We start from the raw sequence: 16,250 nt of genomic DNA on the forward strand, positions 1-16,250 counted from the left end.
ATCTTTCATCGATTTATTATTATAAATAGCCATTCCCACAAGTAGCCAAACCATAGACTCGAGTGTGAGTTTTCGTTTTCTCATAGTCACGGTATCGGTAAGGGAATAGGCCTCATTGATTAGCTCTATCGGTAGCAAGTCAGACAAGGTTTCTACATTGCTAGGTTTCCAGTCATTAATTACGTTTAGGGCTTGGGAGACATCCATAAAAAAATCCATGTGCATTAGATACACATGGATTTTGACACCTCTGGAGGATCGGTCAACTGATCATATTTTGCTTAAATGATCGGCATTACCACTTAGGTGGGCTTTATGCCGTTTATTTTCAGTATCTAATTGATCGCATCACTCACCACACAATAAGCATGGCGCATAAGTCATGTTGATAAGTAATGAACATTAACACTGGAAAATTCTCGAGTAGGGATTAAAATGCGACGCTAACCTCCATTGCTAACTAGAGCGACCTTATGCTTCGTGATTACACCTTTAATTGTATTGTGACTATGCCCCGCCATGAACTGGAAGAGTTCAGCGCACGAATGATCAGTAAAATGGTACCTGAAGATGTAATGAGTGAATTGTTCACTTTTGAACACGAAGAAGTCGATAGCGAAGAGCGCATGATGTCCGCGCAGCTTGATGCCAATTTGCGTATGACTGCCATTGCGCTGAGTGAAATACAACAAGCGTTTGATGATTCAGAAAACGCCCAGCAAAACAGTCAAAGAATGACCCGTTTGGTACTGTGGCACTTCTACGCCATGTCCTTTAACTTAGAGCAAGCGATCTCTTTGGAAATACACTGCGAGCAAGTTGAAAAGCTATTGCTTAATACCCCTCAAGACGCCTTAGGTTGGGTGACTGCACTTACCGAGCTATTGCACACCTACGCTCGCATTAACGCCGAGCAAAACGGATAAGTCTCTAACTGCACCAATTTAAAAAAATAATGCGAGGATCATTGACTGCCCTCGCATTATCTAACCAATACCTACAAAGCGTTCAAAAAACGCTTAGCTATATTGTATCTCATGCTCGATATAATCTTCTTCACTAAACCAAGTGACAATACCGATATAACCACCGTCATTGAGCTTAGCATCAATTAAAGCCGCCAAGCGCGTGGTCATTCTAAAGCAACCTTCGTCATTTTCTAATTCATCAAGCAACTCACCCACCATCGCTTGCGCGTCAGTGTCTAATTGCAAACTCATGTAATGCATTCTTTATTATCCGTTTAGCCCATACGCTCGATTTAAGCAGCCTATAAGGCAATAATTCGTCGATTGATTTTACGCTAATACCACTGGTACGCGGTGATAACCGCCTACAGGTGATACTTCTCGTTCGCTGACATCTTGCTCAGTAAAAGAGATATTTTGTACTGAATTTAGCAGTGCTTTAATGGCAATTCTTAGCTCCCATGTCGAGAGTAAACGACCCGGGCAGACGTGTTTTCCGATCCCGTAGACCAGATTTTTATCTGCGTTGCCCTCAGGGTCAAACTGGTTCTGATCAAATACGCCTTCATCACGATTAGCCGATGTCCAGTTGAGCTTCACTTTAGCACCTGCTGGAATATCTTGCCCTGCCACGTGCATAGGACAAGTGGTAACTCGTCTGTTAGAAACGAAAGGATCATCAATGCGAAGAATTTCGTCGATAATCGCGTCCACTTTACTATCAGAACCTTGGCGTATTTCTTCGATTAACTGCGGATGCTCCACAATATAAGCCACAATAACGCCGATACATAACGCGATAGAACCTAGATCCCCACCCGTCCAGTTGCGCAGTATTGAAACAAGTTCTTCTTCGGTAAGTAATCGACCGTTGATGGTTTCAGCGCACAGCTTACTGGTGACATCATCAAAGGTATTATTGTTATCGGCTCGGCGCGGTTGAACCACTGAACGTATGATAACATCAAATTTTTCAGCGACTTGCGCAGTTAAATCATGTTTACCTGAACGCGTAGCAATATGATTGTCATCCATCCATTCCAGCAATACCGCTTCCAACTCTTTAGGCCAGCCTAACCATTCACATTGCAGACGCACAGCCAAAACTGCGCCAATATCATTAACCGCATCCAAAGTTTGCCCTTTTGGCAATTCCGACATCAGTTGCGCCGCAACATTTTCAAATACAGAGATAAAAGGCGTTAAGGCTTGCTTGCTAAGATAACGATCAATAATCGCGCGATATTGAGTATGCTCTTCGCCATCTAAACCGTTGGGGATTTGCAGGTAACGCGATACTTTAGAAGAAAAACGCTCATCATCAAGCGCTGCTGCCATGACATCCGCATGCTTTAATAACACCCATTCGTTATTGATGTTTTTTACTATGGGATGTTTACTTCGCAGATCATCGGTAAACGCTCGAACGTCAAGACCTGAGACAGATATATCATGTGGCATTTTATCAGCCATAATGGCTCCTTTATTGAAAGTATCGTGTGTAGATAAAGTGTTATTGCAACCAAAGCTCATAACCAAAATATAGTTGATAACTTTTAGCAATAAACACTTTCAGGTTACATTCTGTCGTAACCATCACTTTCTTCAAGTTACCATTAACTTACGGCATCAACAATTTGCAGTTTAGTAAGATCAATTTCCACTTTAATGATCAAAAAGATGATGAAATAAAAATGCCGAGTCAGATTAGCGGAATAATCTACCTCGGCATTTGTTTGTATTTAAAAGATTTTTACAAACTGGTTACTGTCTCATTTAAAAAGCGTAACTCACCCCAACTCGGATATCACGGCCTGCGGCATAAACGCCAGCAACACTTTCAAAACCAGGAAGTGATGTGAAATCACCAACACTAGAATGATCGCGGTAGTATTCGTTAAATAGGTTTGTCACGGTTAAGTTAACATTCAGATCTTGGCTGTTTAATGGGTACCATTGAACATAAATATCGTGCACTTGGTATCCAGGCTTATCAATGCTTGAACCATCCGCTACATAAGCATTTTTCACTTCAACATTGTTTAAATCAGCAACGTAAGAGTAGTTCCAACCTAATTCTAGGTGTTGGTTCATGTTATAAGTCAGGTTTAGACCTAATGTATCGCCTCGTGAATTACCGATACCTACATGGTCGTAGCCATTTAATGTTTGTCCATTTAGCTCTGAATCAACACTGCTAAAGCTTGCCATTGCGGTTACTTTTTCAAACCAATACGTCGCTCTTAGCTCATAACCTTTAGTTTTTAATGTGCCGACGTTTTCGTACTGACGACCATCTACGTCAATCACATCATCAATAGTACTTTGGAAGACCGTTGCCGATGCAAGCCAGTTCTCTTGTCGGTACTCTAGACCTATCTCTGCATTTTCTGCGGTTTCGGCTTTCAAATCTGGATTGATGGTATAAACGTCAAGAGTGAACGTATCCCCCACTTGCTTACCACGTAATGCTTGTGCGTAACCTGCGTTAAGCTTCAAACCATCGATAATTTGATAGTTAAAGCCAACGTTTGAGCTTAAACCATCGCTATCAATCTCTGTACCTGTCGAGTGCTGCTTGAGTGTGTATCGGTCATATCGAGTACCAAAACTTAGCAAAAATGAATCTGCTAGTTGCCAATGATCTTGCGCGTACACACCGAATACATCACCATCTTCATTGACCTTAGGACCAGCGCCAGGTTCAAGAGATTTAGCCACGGCTTCATCACTACGATATTCAATTCCGTAAGTTACGGCGTGATCTTGAATGTAGGTGGTGTTACGTACATCTAAACCAATGGTGTTCACTTCACCGTTATATTTGCCCCAGCGAGCATCTTGAGTGACATCGGCTTGAGTGTAGTAAACCGTATTTTCAAGATTGAGCAGGTCATTAAGGCTAAAAGTATGGTTAGCAGTGAAAGTATGGCGTTGCGTCTCAAGGGGATACAGAGGATCGGTTGCCGTTGCTGGCCAGTTTGGACGTTGACCAAACTCACCTTTTTCGTTGCGGTTTTCATAGCTAAACGCCAATGTTTGATTGTCAGTTAGATCGCCGTCAATCTTGATAAAACCAAGCGCTCTATCCGATGATGAACCATAAATTTCATCACCGTTACCATCGGTCATATTTTCATTTTTTGTTTGAACAAAAGAGCCTAAAATACCCCAATTGTCGTTGATTTCACCATATGCACTGGCACTGCCTGCGTAACCATCATTAGTAAAGTAATTAGCACTCACTCTGCCACCAAAGCTCTCGCCTGGCGCTAATAAATCATGAGCACTTTTAGTTTTAAATCGAATTGAACCGCCTAATGCACCAAAACCACTTGTGGCTTCACCTGCACCCGCTTGAACTTCAACGGTTTTGAGAAGATAAGGGTCAATAGATAAACGACCAATATGATGGAATAAAGTACTGGTTTGCGGCGCACCATCAACAGTAACGTTTAGATAAGTATCCTCTAGCCCCCTAACATACACTTTTTGTGCAACCCCGATAGAACCACCAACGGTCACTGAAGGGTCAGTGCGGAAGATATCTTCTAAGTCTTGTGCTTGATAGTTTTCAAGCTCAGTATCGGTGACAGATACGTTAGTCAGCTCACCCACAACAACCATGACTTCAGGACTGTGACTCTTGTCTATTTCTGCATCCGTTTCTTTAGTTTCTGCAAGAGCGACCGGAGAGGCTAAAGCACTTGCGACAAGCATTGCAAGTGATGTTACTTTGAATTCCATATATATTATTCCGTAATTTAGTAGCGTTAAGTTCCTCCATTTGAGTGCCAAACCAACCGATTTACCACACAAATGGTAATGATATTAAGAGTGATTACCATTTGTGTTATACTGATATTTTTGCGCTATGTATATGGATAACAATATAATTTAGAGTCCTTTCCATACAGAATGTGATATGAAACACGTTAATTTAACTCAATTGTGCATCGCACAATTGTGACGACGGCTTCAATAGGGGGTCTATTACTAATAGGAAAGGACAAAGTTAAAGATATTTAGGTGTAATAAAAGCTAACTCGTTTATCATCCACCACCTGAACTTGCATGGGCATATCAAAGACTTTTTCTAGTTTTTCAGCAGTCATAAATTGCTGACTTTGTTGATGATAAATAATAGCCCCATCACGCATGGCGATAATTTGATCGGAATAAATCGATGCAAAATTAATGTCATGCAGCACCACAATCACACGCTTTCCTGATTCATCCGCAGCTTGTCGAATCAGTTTCATCATAATGCGACTGTGTTTCATATCTAGATTATTCAGTGGTTCATCAAGAAGGACATAATCACTATCTTGCGCAAATACCATTGCAATAAAAGCGCGCTGTTTTTGCCCGCCACTTAATTGGTCAAGAAAGCGATGTTGCAGCGCCTGTAAATCAAAAAATCGGATTGCATCATCAATAAGGCGATTATCTTGTTCAGTCGGACGACCTTTGTGATAGGGAAAGCGCCCAAACGTCACTAACTCTCGAACGCTAAGTCTGGCTTGCACCTGCTGACTTTGGGTTAATATCGCCATTTTTTTCGCCAGTACGCTCGGTTCATAATCGTCAAGAGCGATATTATTTAGCGTGACCGTGCCTGAGGTTGGCACTAACAGTCGCGACATAATACCTAGTAATGTCGACTTACCCGCCCCATTACCGCCAATAATGGATGTCACGCCATGCATTGGGATCTGTAAGTTAATATCTGAAATGACCCTAGTATCAGAAAACTTCATTTCAATCTGCTTAAGTTCGAGCATAGCGCCCCTGCCTCACTAAAAGAATAAGAAAAAAGATCCCACCGACAAATTCAATGATGAAACTTAGGCGAGTATTAAACTGAAAAACATGCTGTAGCAGGACTTCACCGCCAAGTAAGCATATACAACCAAGTAATGAGGCTGTAACGAGCGTCACGCTGTGTTTGTAAGTTCCGCTAAGGTGATAAGCTAGATTAGCGACCATCAAACCAAAAAAGGTGATCGGCCCGACTAATGCGGTAGAGATAGAAACCAGCACCGCAATGATAACTAAATGTTTTAGTACCAGTTTTTGATACTCGATACCTAGATTAATTGCATGATCTTTGCCCAGCAATAACACATCCAATTTATGTCTGTCTTTCCACGCTATAGCGCTAGCTACGCATAAAAAAATCGCGCTCAAGCCCATAATATTGACAGGGACTTGGTTAAAACTGGCAAACATTGCGTCTTGCAAGACGACAAATTCACTAGGATCAATCATTCGGGTCATAAATAATGTCAGGCTGCGAAACAGTACCCCAAAAACAACGCCAATTAAGACCAAGGTGTGCAAATCTTGCCTTTGCTTGCCAAATAACCATCTGAACAGAACAAACATAAATCCTGATAGTAGGCACACTTCTATCAGCCACATCAGAGCGCTGTCTAATTGACTGTATTGTTGGCTGCCCAGCAGCCACAGCACTGTGGTTTGCAACAGAATATATAAGGTATCAAAGCCCATTATGGCTGGAGTCAAAATTCGATTATGAGTAATGGTTTGAAAAAGAACGGTCGCGATTGCAACGCTTGCCCCAACTAGCACAAACAGCAGTACTTTTTTCCCTCGGAATTGCAAGGTAAACGACCAACTGGCTTGTTGATTTAAGGTTAAATAAGCACCTATACAGACAGTTAATAATCCAAGCATGAATAGCAGTGAAAGCCCAAAGCGATTAACCACGGCGAAGGCTCCCATTGTTAAGAAGTAGCTGAATGAAAATCACACTCCCCAGCACGCCCATAATGACGCTAACACTGATCTCATAAGGGTAAATCACCAGCCTACCTATGATGTCACACAGCAACACTAATCCTGCGCCAGATAGGGCTAAAAGAGGCAGAGAGTTTCTTAAATTATCACCCATTTTTAAGCGAATAATATTAGGTACCACTAAACCTAAAAATGGTATCGCACCAACGGTCACCACCGTTAATCCGACAATGGCAGCAATGAATGCAAGGGCAAGGTAATAATAGGCTTGATAGTTCAGTCCAAGATTGGTGCTCATTTCTTTACCCAGAGTGAGCATGGTAAATCGGTCAGCAAATAGGTACGCCAAAATCGTAATAAATAAGGTTAGCCAAAGCACCTCATAACGTCCTTGAATAACAGCCGAAAAATCCCCTGATAACCACAACATGATCGATTGCAATAGATCAAACTGATAGGCAAAAAAGCTGACCACCGCACCAATAACCGCAGCGTACATCATGCCAATAAGAGGCACAACAACCGTTGAGCGCAAAGAGACCCGTTGAATAAGCCACATAAAGCCAATTGCGCCAACAAAGGAAGCAGCGCATGCAATCAAAATTTTAGCCAAAATGGACATTTGCGGATTAAAGATAGCAATAGCTAACAGCGCTAAAGCCGCCCACTCAGTAGTGCCCGTTGTGGTTGGTTCGACAAACTTATTGCGAGTAATTAACTGCATTAGCATACCCGCCACCGCTAAAGCCACACCGCTTAATAATAAAGCGGCAGTGCGAGGCCAACGAGATAGCCACAATAATTGAAGATCTTGCGACAGATCTCCTGCGCCAAGTAAGAGACTCACCAGTGCTAATAGCGCGGTGAGTATAATCATAATAAACATCTCGGTTAGTGAGATTTCTGAAGCGCGTTTATATACTCATCAATACCTGTTTCAACCGCGGTTAAACCAGACATGACAATGTACCAGTTGGTTGGGTCTAAATAGATAATTTGATCATTTTGATAAGCATTCATCTTATGCACTATTGGGTTATCGAGCAGAGATTTAGCCCCGCCACTGCCCTGCCCAATCGCAGAATCTCTATCCACCACAAATAACCAATCTGGATTGGTTTTTAGTAGAAATTCAAACGAGATAGGATCGCCATGAGTGGCCGCTTTTACATCTTTAATGGCTGGTGTCATGCCTAATTCATCATGTAACCAACCAAAGCGTGAACCTGAGCCATAAGCGCTGATCTTTCCGCCACTAGTCAGAATAATTAAGCCATTACCCGCCTCTTTTGAAAGCGCATTAGCATGCTGAACTTTTTTATCGAGTGCCGCTAATTTTTGTTCAACGATATCTGATTTATCAAAAATCACGGCAAAGCTGCGCGCTACATTTCTTATTTGATTAAGAAAACCGGGGCCCCAAACGGTCATATCAACGGTTGGAGCAATATTATTAAGTGGTTTAAAAGCTTTTGCTGAACGATTAGCCACAATAATAAGGTCGGGCTGCATGGATGCGACCGCTTCATAGTTTGGTTCAAATAAAGAACCGACATTTCTATACTTTGAGGATTTATATTGACTTAAATAGTCCGGCACAAAAGCTTGAGGTAAACCTGCAACCTCGACGCCTATTGTGTTTAAGGTATCAAGGGAGGCAATATCGAAAGTCACCACTTTCTGTGGAACTGCGTCAAGTTTTAGAACTCCCTGAGCATGGTTTGTCGTAATGGAGGCATGGCTATTAAAAGACAAGATGAAAGTGGCTAATGTAAAAACAATCTTTTTAAATGTCATAACGGACTATCAATGTAAATAAGTTATCTGATTGCATTAGAGTAACACCATTGCAAATAAAAACCATTACCATTTACATTTAGTAATTAACTCGCTAGTCTATATTTGAATTGGAGATTGGTTTAGATTCGACAGCGTATCTGCGCCTTGCCCTTCTTTGTTTGTTGAGCGAAATCGGTATTAATAATCTTATGACCAAGCCAAAACTAAAAGAAATTGAAGTCGTCTTTTGTGAACGAACTACGCCGAACATGCAGCGAATTACTTTTTATAGTACAGAACTTGCAAGTTTGCCCCATGACTGTGAAGGGGGATACATTAAGCTGCTGTTTAATCACAATGGTGGCACTGACATCCGTGATTATAGTGAAAACAAGCGTCCGATAATGCGTACCTATACCATACGCAAATACTGCGCTCATGACTGCACTATCGAAGTCGATTTTGTCTGTCACACCACAACTGATATTAATGCTGGATTTGCCTCCCGCTGGGCAATGCAAGCAAAAGCAGGAGATTCCATTTCTATGGGTGGTCCTGGCATTATAAAAAATCTAAATTCTCATGCCGACTGGTTTTTTATGATTGCGGATATGACAGCATTGCCAGCGCTCAGCGCCAAAATTAAAAATCTGCCAGCAGACGCTAAGGGCTACGCACTCATTCAAGTCATTTCAAAACAAGATATACAGGAAATTGATGCACCAAGCGGTATTAATATTGATTGGCTAACAGATGAAGATTGTTTAGTTGAAAAAGCACGTTCATTACATTGGCATGCCGGTATTCCCTTTGCATGGGTAGCCTGTGAGTTTGATTCGATGAAACAACTACGCCAATATTTTACCAATGAAAAAGCGCTTAATAAATCCAATATGTACATTAGCAGTTATTGGAAAAAAGGGGTTACTGAAGACGGGCATAAGATCATTAAATATGAAGATGCACAAAGTTTAGGTTAAATTAAATACAGAGCTCTACACCACTACATATGCAGGTGGTTTTATAAAAATACTTGTTACTGATTTATATTCTAACCCTTTGTTTTGTAGTAACATTTCTTTTACAAACCAGCCTGTATCTTGGCATATATAGTGTCCATTATTTAATGATTAATTACCTCTCACATTCAACATTCTGTCGATAAATAACTCAATTCAATTACTTTGCGGATTTAGTTAATATTTTTCAAAATTATTTTGGGTACTTGCTCACAGAGTTAATTTTCACTTCTGCACTTCTTTACATATATCAGTACAAAGAGGAGACAAGCAATTTTAGGTCAAACCTCTTAATAATCCTTATTGGAGGTAAGACGAAATATCCTCTACACAAAAGGTGAACGAAGTGTTAAAAGATAAAAGTTTGCTCGGCAATCTTGGTGTACAAGTCGTCATAGCGATGGTCATTGGTACCCTCGTTGGTGCGGTCATGGGTGAAAGCGCAACCGTTTTTGCACCACTTGGCACAATTTTCATTAACCTCATTAAAATGTTGGTTATTCCTTTGGTCGCGGTTGCTCTAATTTCGGGCGCAGCAGGTCTGGGTGACAGCTCATCAGCAGGTAAAGTTGGCTTATCAACACTGGCTTTCTTTGGTTTAACATCTGCACTAGCGGTGACATTAGCACTGGTTATGGGCAATATTTTTCAACCAGGAACTGGCATTGATCTCGCTTCTGTTGAAAGTATGTTCTCTAGTGAATATGCATCTCAAGGGGCAATACCTGGTTTTTGGGATACCGTAACCGGTATGATCCCAACCAATATTTTCCAATCTTTAAACGAAGCTAACATTCTACAAATTTTAGTATTCTGCCTGTTCTTTGGTGTTGCTGTTTCAAGTTTAGAGAAAAAACGTCGTGAACCATTGATGAACGGTGTGAATGCCATTGTTGATGCGATGGTATGGATGATCAACAAGGTTATGCTAGTTGCACCACTAGGTGTATTTGGTTTGATGGCCGACGCAGTGGGTTCATTCGGATTTAGCGCGCTTACTGTCGTACTAAAACTGTTTATCGTTTATGTTGTAGCGATTCTGATTTTCGGTTTTATTGTCTACCCTGCATTAGTTCATGTACTGACTAAAACTTCAGCTAAGAAGTTCTTAGTGGCAATGAAGAAACCACAAGCGGTTGCACTATCAACAGCGTCATCTATGGCAACTCTTCCTGTTACGATGAACACCGTTGAAAAAGAATTGGGCGTAAGAAATTCCACCAGCTCTTTTGTATTGCCTCTAGGCGCAACTATCAATATGTCTGGTAACGCTATCTACTATGGTTTAGTGGCGATTTTCTTTGCTCAAATGTTTGGTATCGATTTAAGCCTTGGCGCTTATATCGCCATCATTGCAACGTCAACGTTGGGCGCAGTTGGTCAAGCCGGTGTGCCTGGACCATCATTCCTAGTAGTTGCAGTATTACTTGCCGCCGGCATCCCAATTGAAGGTCTACCACTTCTATTCGCTCTTGATCGTATTTTTGACATGATTCGTACCGCGCTAAACATCACTGGTGATGCCGCGTGTGCTTTGATTGTTGATTCGCTATTAGAAGATGAAGTATCGACTGTAGAGCAGCACGGTTAATTGCTAACAGTTAAGTCATGAATCGCTAATTTATTAGTACTCATTCATTAGTAAAAAACGGACTAAATAATTAGTCCGTTTTTTTGTTCTACTCTATCAAGCAAAATATCAATAGCGCGAGAAAGTGAAATTAGAAAGGTGATCATGGTTAAGCCTGAGTGGGCGAAGCCATAAGATGGACAAATTTTAGAAGCAAGTCTTTGCTCACGAGGCAGACGAGTGACTTGATAGCTGTCTAGCATTTGACTCACCAAGTGCGCTGGCGTGTCATCATCAAGTTCCCAATGCTGGGTAATATCAAATGCAAAATAGTGACGAAAGAGCGAACTAATCGCTTGAGAGTCGAACACCACATACCCTGCCATCTCTTTTTCCATGCCAGCCTTCATTACCCTAGCAAGATCCTGCGTTTGCTCGCTTTGGTATTTAGCATCAAATAATTCTCTCAGCAACGCTTGGATATAATCATCCCACGCCATAAGAGCGGTTATTGATAAAGTGCTTGGTGTTGGCTCATTATTATGATCTTGGCTGGACGCATTCGAACTAGCGCTTACGCTTGTATGGGTAAGAGTGTGGGTATGGCAAGACAACATAGAAGACTCTATGTTGTCCAATACGGTACTAAAATTAGACTGAGCGCTAGACATATCATTCCTTTTGCCAAGTGCATTTGAAATAGCCAAATCAATTACTTAGCTATCATAACCATCAATCCTTTGATGGCAGCAACGCAAGTAAGCATCACCTTTTAATACTGTAGCACCTTTTTAGCGGATATATAGTTTGTGTCTGTATCTGATGATTAATTCGCCATTACTGCTGCAATTTGAGCACAGGTTAGTTTGGCATCTTTATAATCAATGGCTATCGGTGTCACGCTATCTTGCCCGACAACAAATAAAGAAGGAAAACTATTCCCACCAATAGAGCGCGCAAATGAAATCTCAGAAATAAGAGCTTCGTTTATCTCATTTGACTCAATATCCGAGCAAAACTTAGCAACGTCTAAGCCAATGTCATCGGCCAAAGCAACCAATACACTCATGTCACTAGGATTTTTTGCCTGTAAATAATAGGCATGCTGCACGGCGGTAAGCATTTGCAACTCCCTACCCTGACGCCTTGCCGCCAACATGGCTCGGCACGAAGGATAAGTTGAACGGCGCGGCGTATTCATTGACCAAAAGTCATGATTAAATTCAGTGCCCAGTAGCGATGTGATTTTATTCCAATACGATGCAATTTGAGCCTGCATCTGCCCTGGCATTGCAATATCAGAATCAGGCGCAAGTCCACCCACGACATAGACAATGTCTAGCTTATCTTGAAAGCTTGCTTCAATTTGCTGCCAAGTGGGTTTATACCCCCAGCACCACGCGCACATGGGATCATAAACATAATATAAACGATAATGTTGAGTGTTCATTGCAGCTCCTAACGCTTTTGCTAGTCGGTAAGACAAATACTATTGTGCTTATATTCACTGTAATTAATATCATTATATAAGCTCAAGTGTGATGGAATCGGCGACACAGCCCTAAAGATTAAAGAATCCAATCATCACTTGCTACATTTTGTTACTAACCGCAAGTCAATCGCTATATTTCATGGGTTCGATTAGGTAGACTAAGCCAAACATCGAACTCAGTAAGACCAATGAAACAACTACTTGACTTCATCCCTCTCATCATCTTTTTTGTATTGTATAAGATGTATGACATTTATGTGGGAACCGGGGCGTTAATTGCGGCGACAGCACTGCAACTTTTAATCACGTATTTTGTGTATAAAAAAGTTGGAAAGATGCAATTGATCACCTTTTTGGTGGTGGTGATTTTCGGCAGTATGACCATACTTCTTCATGATGAAGACTTTATCAAATGGAAAGTTACCCTCGTCTATACTCTGTTTTCATTCGGTCTTATTATTTCACAACGATTAGGGAAACCAGCGATCAAGGGAATGTTAGAGAAAGAGATTTCTCTACCTGACAACGTATGGAAGAGAATTAACTGGGCATGGAGCTTATTTTTTGCAGCTTGCGCCCTACTCAACATCTACGTTGCCTTTCATCTTTCTCTTGATGTATGGGTCAACTTCAAAGTGTTCGGCTTATCCATTGCCACACTGTTGTTTGCCTTATTAACTGGATTCTATATCTATCAACACATACCTAAAGAGAGTAAAAAATAGAATGAGTAACCCGTCATCTCTATCTGACAAGATAGCACCTAACGGAGAAATGCTACTAAGAACACTGGCTATGCCAGCTGACACCAACGCCAATGGTGATATCTTTGGTGGTTGGATTATGTCTCAGCTTGATCTTGCCGGTGGTATACTAGCCAAAGAAATATCTAAGGGTAGAATTGCCACGGTATCAGTATCGACGATTACCTTTAAGCGACCTGTTTCTGTCGGTGATATCGTCTGTTGTCATGGTAAATGCAGTCGTATTGGCAACTCATCTATGTCTATTGAGTTGCAAGTTTGGAATAAAAAAGTGCTGGGTGACCGAGCAGGGGAAAGAGAACTGGTTTGTGAAGCCACTTTCCACTATGTTGCTATAGATGAGAATGGTCGTCCTCGCCAAATTCAAAAGTAAAAGGGTTTGTTATGTGGTATGTTATTTTTTCAACTGATGTAAAAGATTCACTACAAAAACGTCTTAGCGTAAGAGAACAACATCTGGCACGTTTACAAGACTTACATGATCAAGGGCGTTTACTCACAGCAGGTCCTATGCCTGCTATTGATAGCGAAAATCCAGCGGATGCAGGGTTTACCGGTTCAACTGTTATTGCTCAGTTTGAAACACTGCAAGATGCTCAATCTTGGGCTGATAACGACCCATACATCGAAGCAGGCGTCTATCAGGACGTTATTGTTAAACCTTATAAGAAAGTATTCTAATTATGTATTCAATATTTAAAAATGCCCTTGTCATCACTATTGCAGCCATTATCTTAGCTGGGTGTGCATCAAGCAGTGCCGAGCAACGTGAACTAAAATTGATGGCTGACCGCCGCGCAGGGATCCTTGCATCAAGTTTACCTATCGAATATGGCCCACTGACCATCACTCGAGCTACAGCAAAAGAGACCACGGTTATCATCGAAATGCTTTATAACCAGTCAGGCCATAAACCTGCTGATAAGCTGGTAACAAGTGCTAATGATTTCTACTGTAACTCTAAAGACGTGCGAGAAACGATGGATAAAGGTATTAACTACCTAATCAAAATTCGTAATAATCGCGGTCAACAAATTATAGAGCAAGTTATCAGCGCTAAAACATGTGCCGCTGAAGCTGAAAAAGAAAAAGAATAACGCTAAAACTATTATCACCGTTTTACCGCTATAGCTTAAATTTACAAAGGCCAAGGCTCATTAGAGTCTTGGCCTTTTCTGTCTTATAAACGGAACAGCTGCACTTTAAGGCTCGCTTCTGGATCAACATCTGCAAACTCATCAGGGTTTGCTAAACGCTCCACATAAGTCAGCTCTGGTGCGTGTTCTGCCATTCCATCAATCACAAAATCTGAAGTCACGGATGGAGAGTTAACGCAAGCCAATACTTGCCCCCCTTCTGCGAGTAAATCAGGTAAGCGACGCAGTATTTTTTGATAATCTTTGGTTAAAGCAAAACTGCCTTTTTGGAACGACGGTGGATCAGAAATAATCAAATCATAAGGCCCCATACGTTTGATTTTTCCCCATGATTTAAAAATATCATGGCCTAAAAATTTCACGCGGCTCAAATCTTGATTATTTAAATGATGGTTTTCACGCCCTCGGTTTAAAGACGAACGAGCCATATCCACATTCACGACTTGGCTAGCATCGCCTGCAATTGCCGCAACAGAAAAACCGCAAGTATAAGCAAACAGGTTGAGCACATTTTTGCCTTTGGCATTGTCTCTCACCCAATCTCGTCCTAAACGCATATCAAGAAACAGACCTGAGTTTTGGTTAGAAGTAATGTTCATCAGGTAATTTAAGCCTGACTCGACCACTTCAACTTTATCTTGCTGCTCTCCAAGCAAAAACTGCGTTGGCGCGCCGTGTTCATAGCGGTGCTGAATAGAGATAGAGCGTATCGTCACATGCTTAGTATCTGTCGCTAACTGCTGCAATCCTTCGGTAAGATGCGTTAAAAACTCATCAGACACAGGTCTAAATAATTGCACCACAAGATGCTGACCAATCCAATCGCAAGTCAGTTGTTCCAGTCCTGCAACAGTGCGTCCTCTGCCATGAAAGAAGCGTCTAACTTCTGTCGACGCTTGGGCTAACCCTTTGTGCAACGCAGCAAAAAATACAGGTAACGACTCTGGATTCATTGGTTTTGGTATATCTTCGTTCATTTAATTTTTGGCCAGTTAAGTAAGTGAGGTTGTTGCCACGCGGCAAGTTGCTGCTTGATTGATTCATTTTGCCACAGCAACCCTAGACGGTTATCTGTTGTCGGATCAAGTTGGTAGCGATAAGTGTCACCGGCAAAGTCAAAGCTAAGAGCAAAAGCATGCAAATACCCTCTATCGATTGTAGCGGTATCAGCACTGGTATCTGCTGTAGCATAAATAGGATCACCGACAATGGGACTGCCTATTGATTTAAGCGCTACCCGAATCTGGTGCGTTTTTCCCGTGCGCGGCTTACAAAGAAAAAGGCGGTAACCTTCTGCTGATGCAGAAAAAAATTGAGTAATTGCAGGGTTTTCATTACTTGGCAATAGCTTCCACATAGAGCGGCGGCTTTTTGCCATATCCCCTTTAATCAACCCTTGTTTCTTCTTAGGTTTCTTATCAGAAATCGCTAAATAAAATTTCTCAACTTGTCGATTAGCAAATGCTTGAGATAACTCACTGGCCGCTGACTGCGTTTTTGCTAATAGCAATAATCCAGAAGTCATTTTATCCAGTCGATGTACTAGATACAGTGCTTTACACTCTAAATGCAGACGCACTTCTTCTACTAATCCACGCTCTTGTTCATCCTTGTGGACGCTCACTCCAGCATGCTTATTAATCAGCACAAAGTGCGCTTGATTATCGACAATATCAAACATAAATTACTCTAAGTGGGGACGCGCTATCGCGAAAGTATGTGATTATATCTTGAGGTG

The 16,250-nt window shown here is 41.5% G+C and carries 19 protein-coding genes; 7 read left to right on the forward strand and 12 right to left on the reverse strand.

From position 1 onward, the window contains the following. A partial coding sequence (locus A9260_RS07230) for a transposase domain-containing protein (protein WP_197485221.1) occupies window positions 1-207 on the reverse strand: 207 nt, incomplete at its 3' end. Window positions 208-473: 266 nt separating this feature from the next. Between A9260_RS07230 and A9260_RS07235 the strand changes: the two genes are divergently transcribed. After that, window positions 474-926 carry an exoribonuclease R gene (locus A9260_RS07235; protein WP_068697586.1) on the forward strand — a complete coding sequence of 151 codons (453 nt, stop codon included), beginning with the start codon at window positions 474-476 and terminating at the stop codon, window positions 924-926. Between the two features lie 93 nt (window positions 927-1,019). On the opposite strand, the gene A9260_RS07240 is transcribed toward A9260_RS07235, so the two are convergent. The 7 genes from A9260_RS07240 to A9260_RS07270 form a co-directional block, all read right to left on the reverse strand. After that, window positions 1,020-1,220: a hypothetical protein gene (locus A9260_RS07240; RefSeq protein ID WP_231892547.1), complete on the reverse strand. Its 201-nt coding sequence runs from the start codon at window positions 1,218-1,220 to the stop codon at window positions 1,020-1,022. Between the two features lie 78 nt (window positions 1,221-1,298). Further along, entirely contained in the window at window positions 1,299-2,441 is a 1,143-nt protein-coding gene (locus A9260_RS07245) for a cytochrome P450 (protein WP_068697588.1), read from the reverse strand. A 303-nt stretch (window positions 2,442-2,744) separates the two neighbouring features. Then, the gene (locus tag A9260_RS07250; protein ID WP_068697590.1) at window positions 2,745-4,715 is read right to left on the reverse strand and encodes a TonB-dependent receptor domain-containing protein; all 1,971 of its coding nucleotides are present in this window, start codon (window positions 4,713-4,715) and stop codon (window positions 2,745-2,747) included. Between the two features lie 278 nt (window positions 4,716-4,993). After that, window positions 4,994-5,752, reverse strand: a complete 759-nt coding sequence (locus tag A9260_RS07255; protein WP_068697591.1) for an iron ABC transporter ATP-binding protein — start codon at window positions 5,750-5,752, stop codon at window positions 4,994-4,996. Then, window positions 5,739-6,701 (reverse strand): iron chelate uptake ABC transporter family permease subunit, encoded by a 963-nt coding sequence (locus A9260_RS07260; RefSeq protein WP_197485222.1) that lies wholly within the window; start codon window positions 6,699-6,701, stop codon window positions 5,739-5,741. The genes A9260_RS07255 and A9260_RS07260 overlap by 14 nt, the downstream gene beginning before the upstream one ends. After that, the gene (locus A9260_RS07265) at window positions 6,694-7,608 is read right to left on the reverse strand and encodes an ABC transporter permease (RefSeq protein ID WP_197485223.1); all 915 of its coding nucleotides are present in this window, start codon (window positions 7,606-7,608) and stop codon (window positions 6,694-6,696) included. The genes A9260_RS07260 and A9260_RS07265 overlap by 8 nt, the downstream gene beginning before the upstream one ends. Before the next feature lie 14 nt (window positions 7,609-7,622). Then, on the reverse strand, window positions 7,623-8,528 hold the full coding sequence (locus A9260_RS07270; RefSeq protein ID WP_082957016.1) for a siderophore ABC transporter substrate-binding protein: 906 nt from the start codon (window positions 8,526-8,528) through the stop codon (window positions 7,623-7,625). Window positions 8,529-8,719: 191 nt separating this feature from the next. Between A9260_RS07270 and A9260_RS07275 the strand changes: the two genes are divergently transcribed. Beyond that, a complete protein-coding gene (locus A9260_RS07275) occupies window positions 8,720-9,490 on the forward strand; it encodes a siderophore-interacting protein (protein WP_068697597.1) in 771 nt (256 codons plus the stop codon). Window positions 9,491-9,866: 376 nt separating this feature from the next. After that, window positions 9,867-11,120: a dicarboxylate/amino acid:cation symporter gene (locus A9260_RS07280; protein ID WP_269451462.1), complete on the forward strand. Its 1,254-nt coding sequence runs from the start codon at window positions 9,867-9,869 to the stop codon at window positions 11,118-11,120. 62 nt (window positions 11,121-11,182) lie between these two features. Here A9260_RS07280 and A9260_RS07285 read toward each other — a convergent pair whose 3' ends face one another. Next, complete coding sequence (locus A9260_RS07285) at window positions 11,183-11,770, reverse strand: hypothetical protein (protein ID WP_068697598.1); 588 nt, start codon at window positions 11,768-11,770, stop codon at window positions 11,183-11,185. A gap of 155 nt (window positions 11,771-11,925) precedes the next feature. Next, window positions 11,926-12,549 carry a DsbA family protein gene (locus tag A9260_RS07290; protein WP_068697599.1) on the reverse strand — a complete coding sequence of 208 codons (624 nt, stop codon included), beginning with the start codon at window positions 12,547-12,549 and terminating at the stop codon, window positions 11,926-11,928. 230 nt (window positions 12,550-12,779) lie between these two features. Here A9260_RS07290 and A9260_RS07295 point away from each other — a divergent pair, with 230 nt between their 5' ends. From A9260_RS07295 to A9260_RS07310, 4 genes are read left to right on the forward strand one after another with little or no spacing between them, the layout of a single operon-like run. Beyond that, entirely contained in the window at window positions 12,780-13,316 is a 537-nt protein-coding gene (locus A9260_RS07295) for a septation protein A (RefSeq protein ID WP_068697604.1), read from the forward strand. A 1-nt stretch (window position 13,317) separates the two neighbouring features. Beyond that, the gene (yciA, locus tag A9260_RS07300; RefSeq protein WP_068697606.1) at window positions 13,318-13,728 is read left to right on the forward strand and encodes an acyl-CoA thioester hydrolase YciA; all 411 of its coding nucleotides are present in this window, start codon (window positions 13,318-13,320) and stop codon (window positions 13,726-13,728) included. 11 nt (window positions 13,729-13,739) lie between these two features. Further along, window positions 13,740-14,036, forward strand: a complete 297-nt coding sequence (locus A9260_RS07305) for a YciI family protein (RefSeq protein WP_068697608.1) — start codon at window positions 13,740-13,742, stop codon at window positions 14,034-14,036. A 2-nt stretch (window positions 14,037-14,038) separates the two neighbouring features. Beyond that, on the forward strand, window positions 14,039-14,452 hold the full coding sequence (locus tag A9260_RS07310; protein ID WP_068697610.1) for a GspS/AspS pilotin family protein: 414 nt from the start codon (window positions 14,039-14,041) through the stop codon (window positions 14,450-14,452). Window positions 14,453-14,535: 83 nt separating this feature from the next. On the opposite strand, the gene A9260_RS07315 is transcribed toward A9260_RS07310, so the two are convergent. Together A9260_RS07315 and A9260_RS07320 are read right to left on the reverse strand one after the other, a co-directional pair. Continuing rightward, window positions 14,536-15,465 carry a class I SAM-dependent methyltransferase gene (locus A9260_RS07315; protein ID WP_068697924.1) on the reverse strand — a complete coding sequence of 310 codons (930 nt, stop codon included), beginning with the start codon at window positions 15,463-15,465 and terminating at the stop codon, window positions 14,536-14,538. Between the two features lie 20 nt (window positions 15,466-15,485). Further along, window positions 15,486-16,193: a TIGR01621 family pseudouridine synthase gene (locus tag A9260_RS07320; protein ID WP_068697616.1), complete on the reverse strand. Its 708-nt coding sequence runs from the start codon at window positions 16,191-16,193 to the stop codon at window positions 15,486-15,488. Window positions 16,194-16,250 lie beyond the last annotated feature (57 nt).

The sequence above is a fragment of the Vibrio sp. UCD-FRSSP16_30 genome, assembly GCF_001676025.1.
In the GTDB taxonomy this organism is placed as follows: Bacteria; Pseudomonadota; Gammaproteobacteria; order Enterobacterales; family Vibrionaceae; genus Vibrio.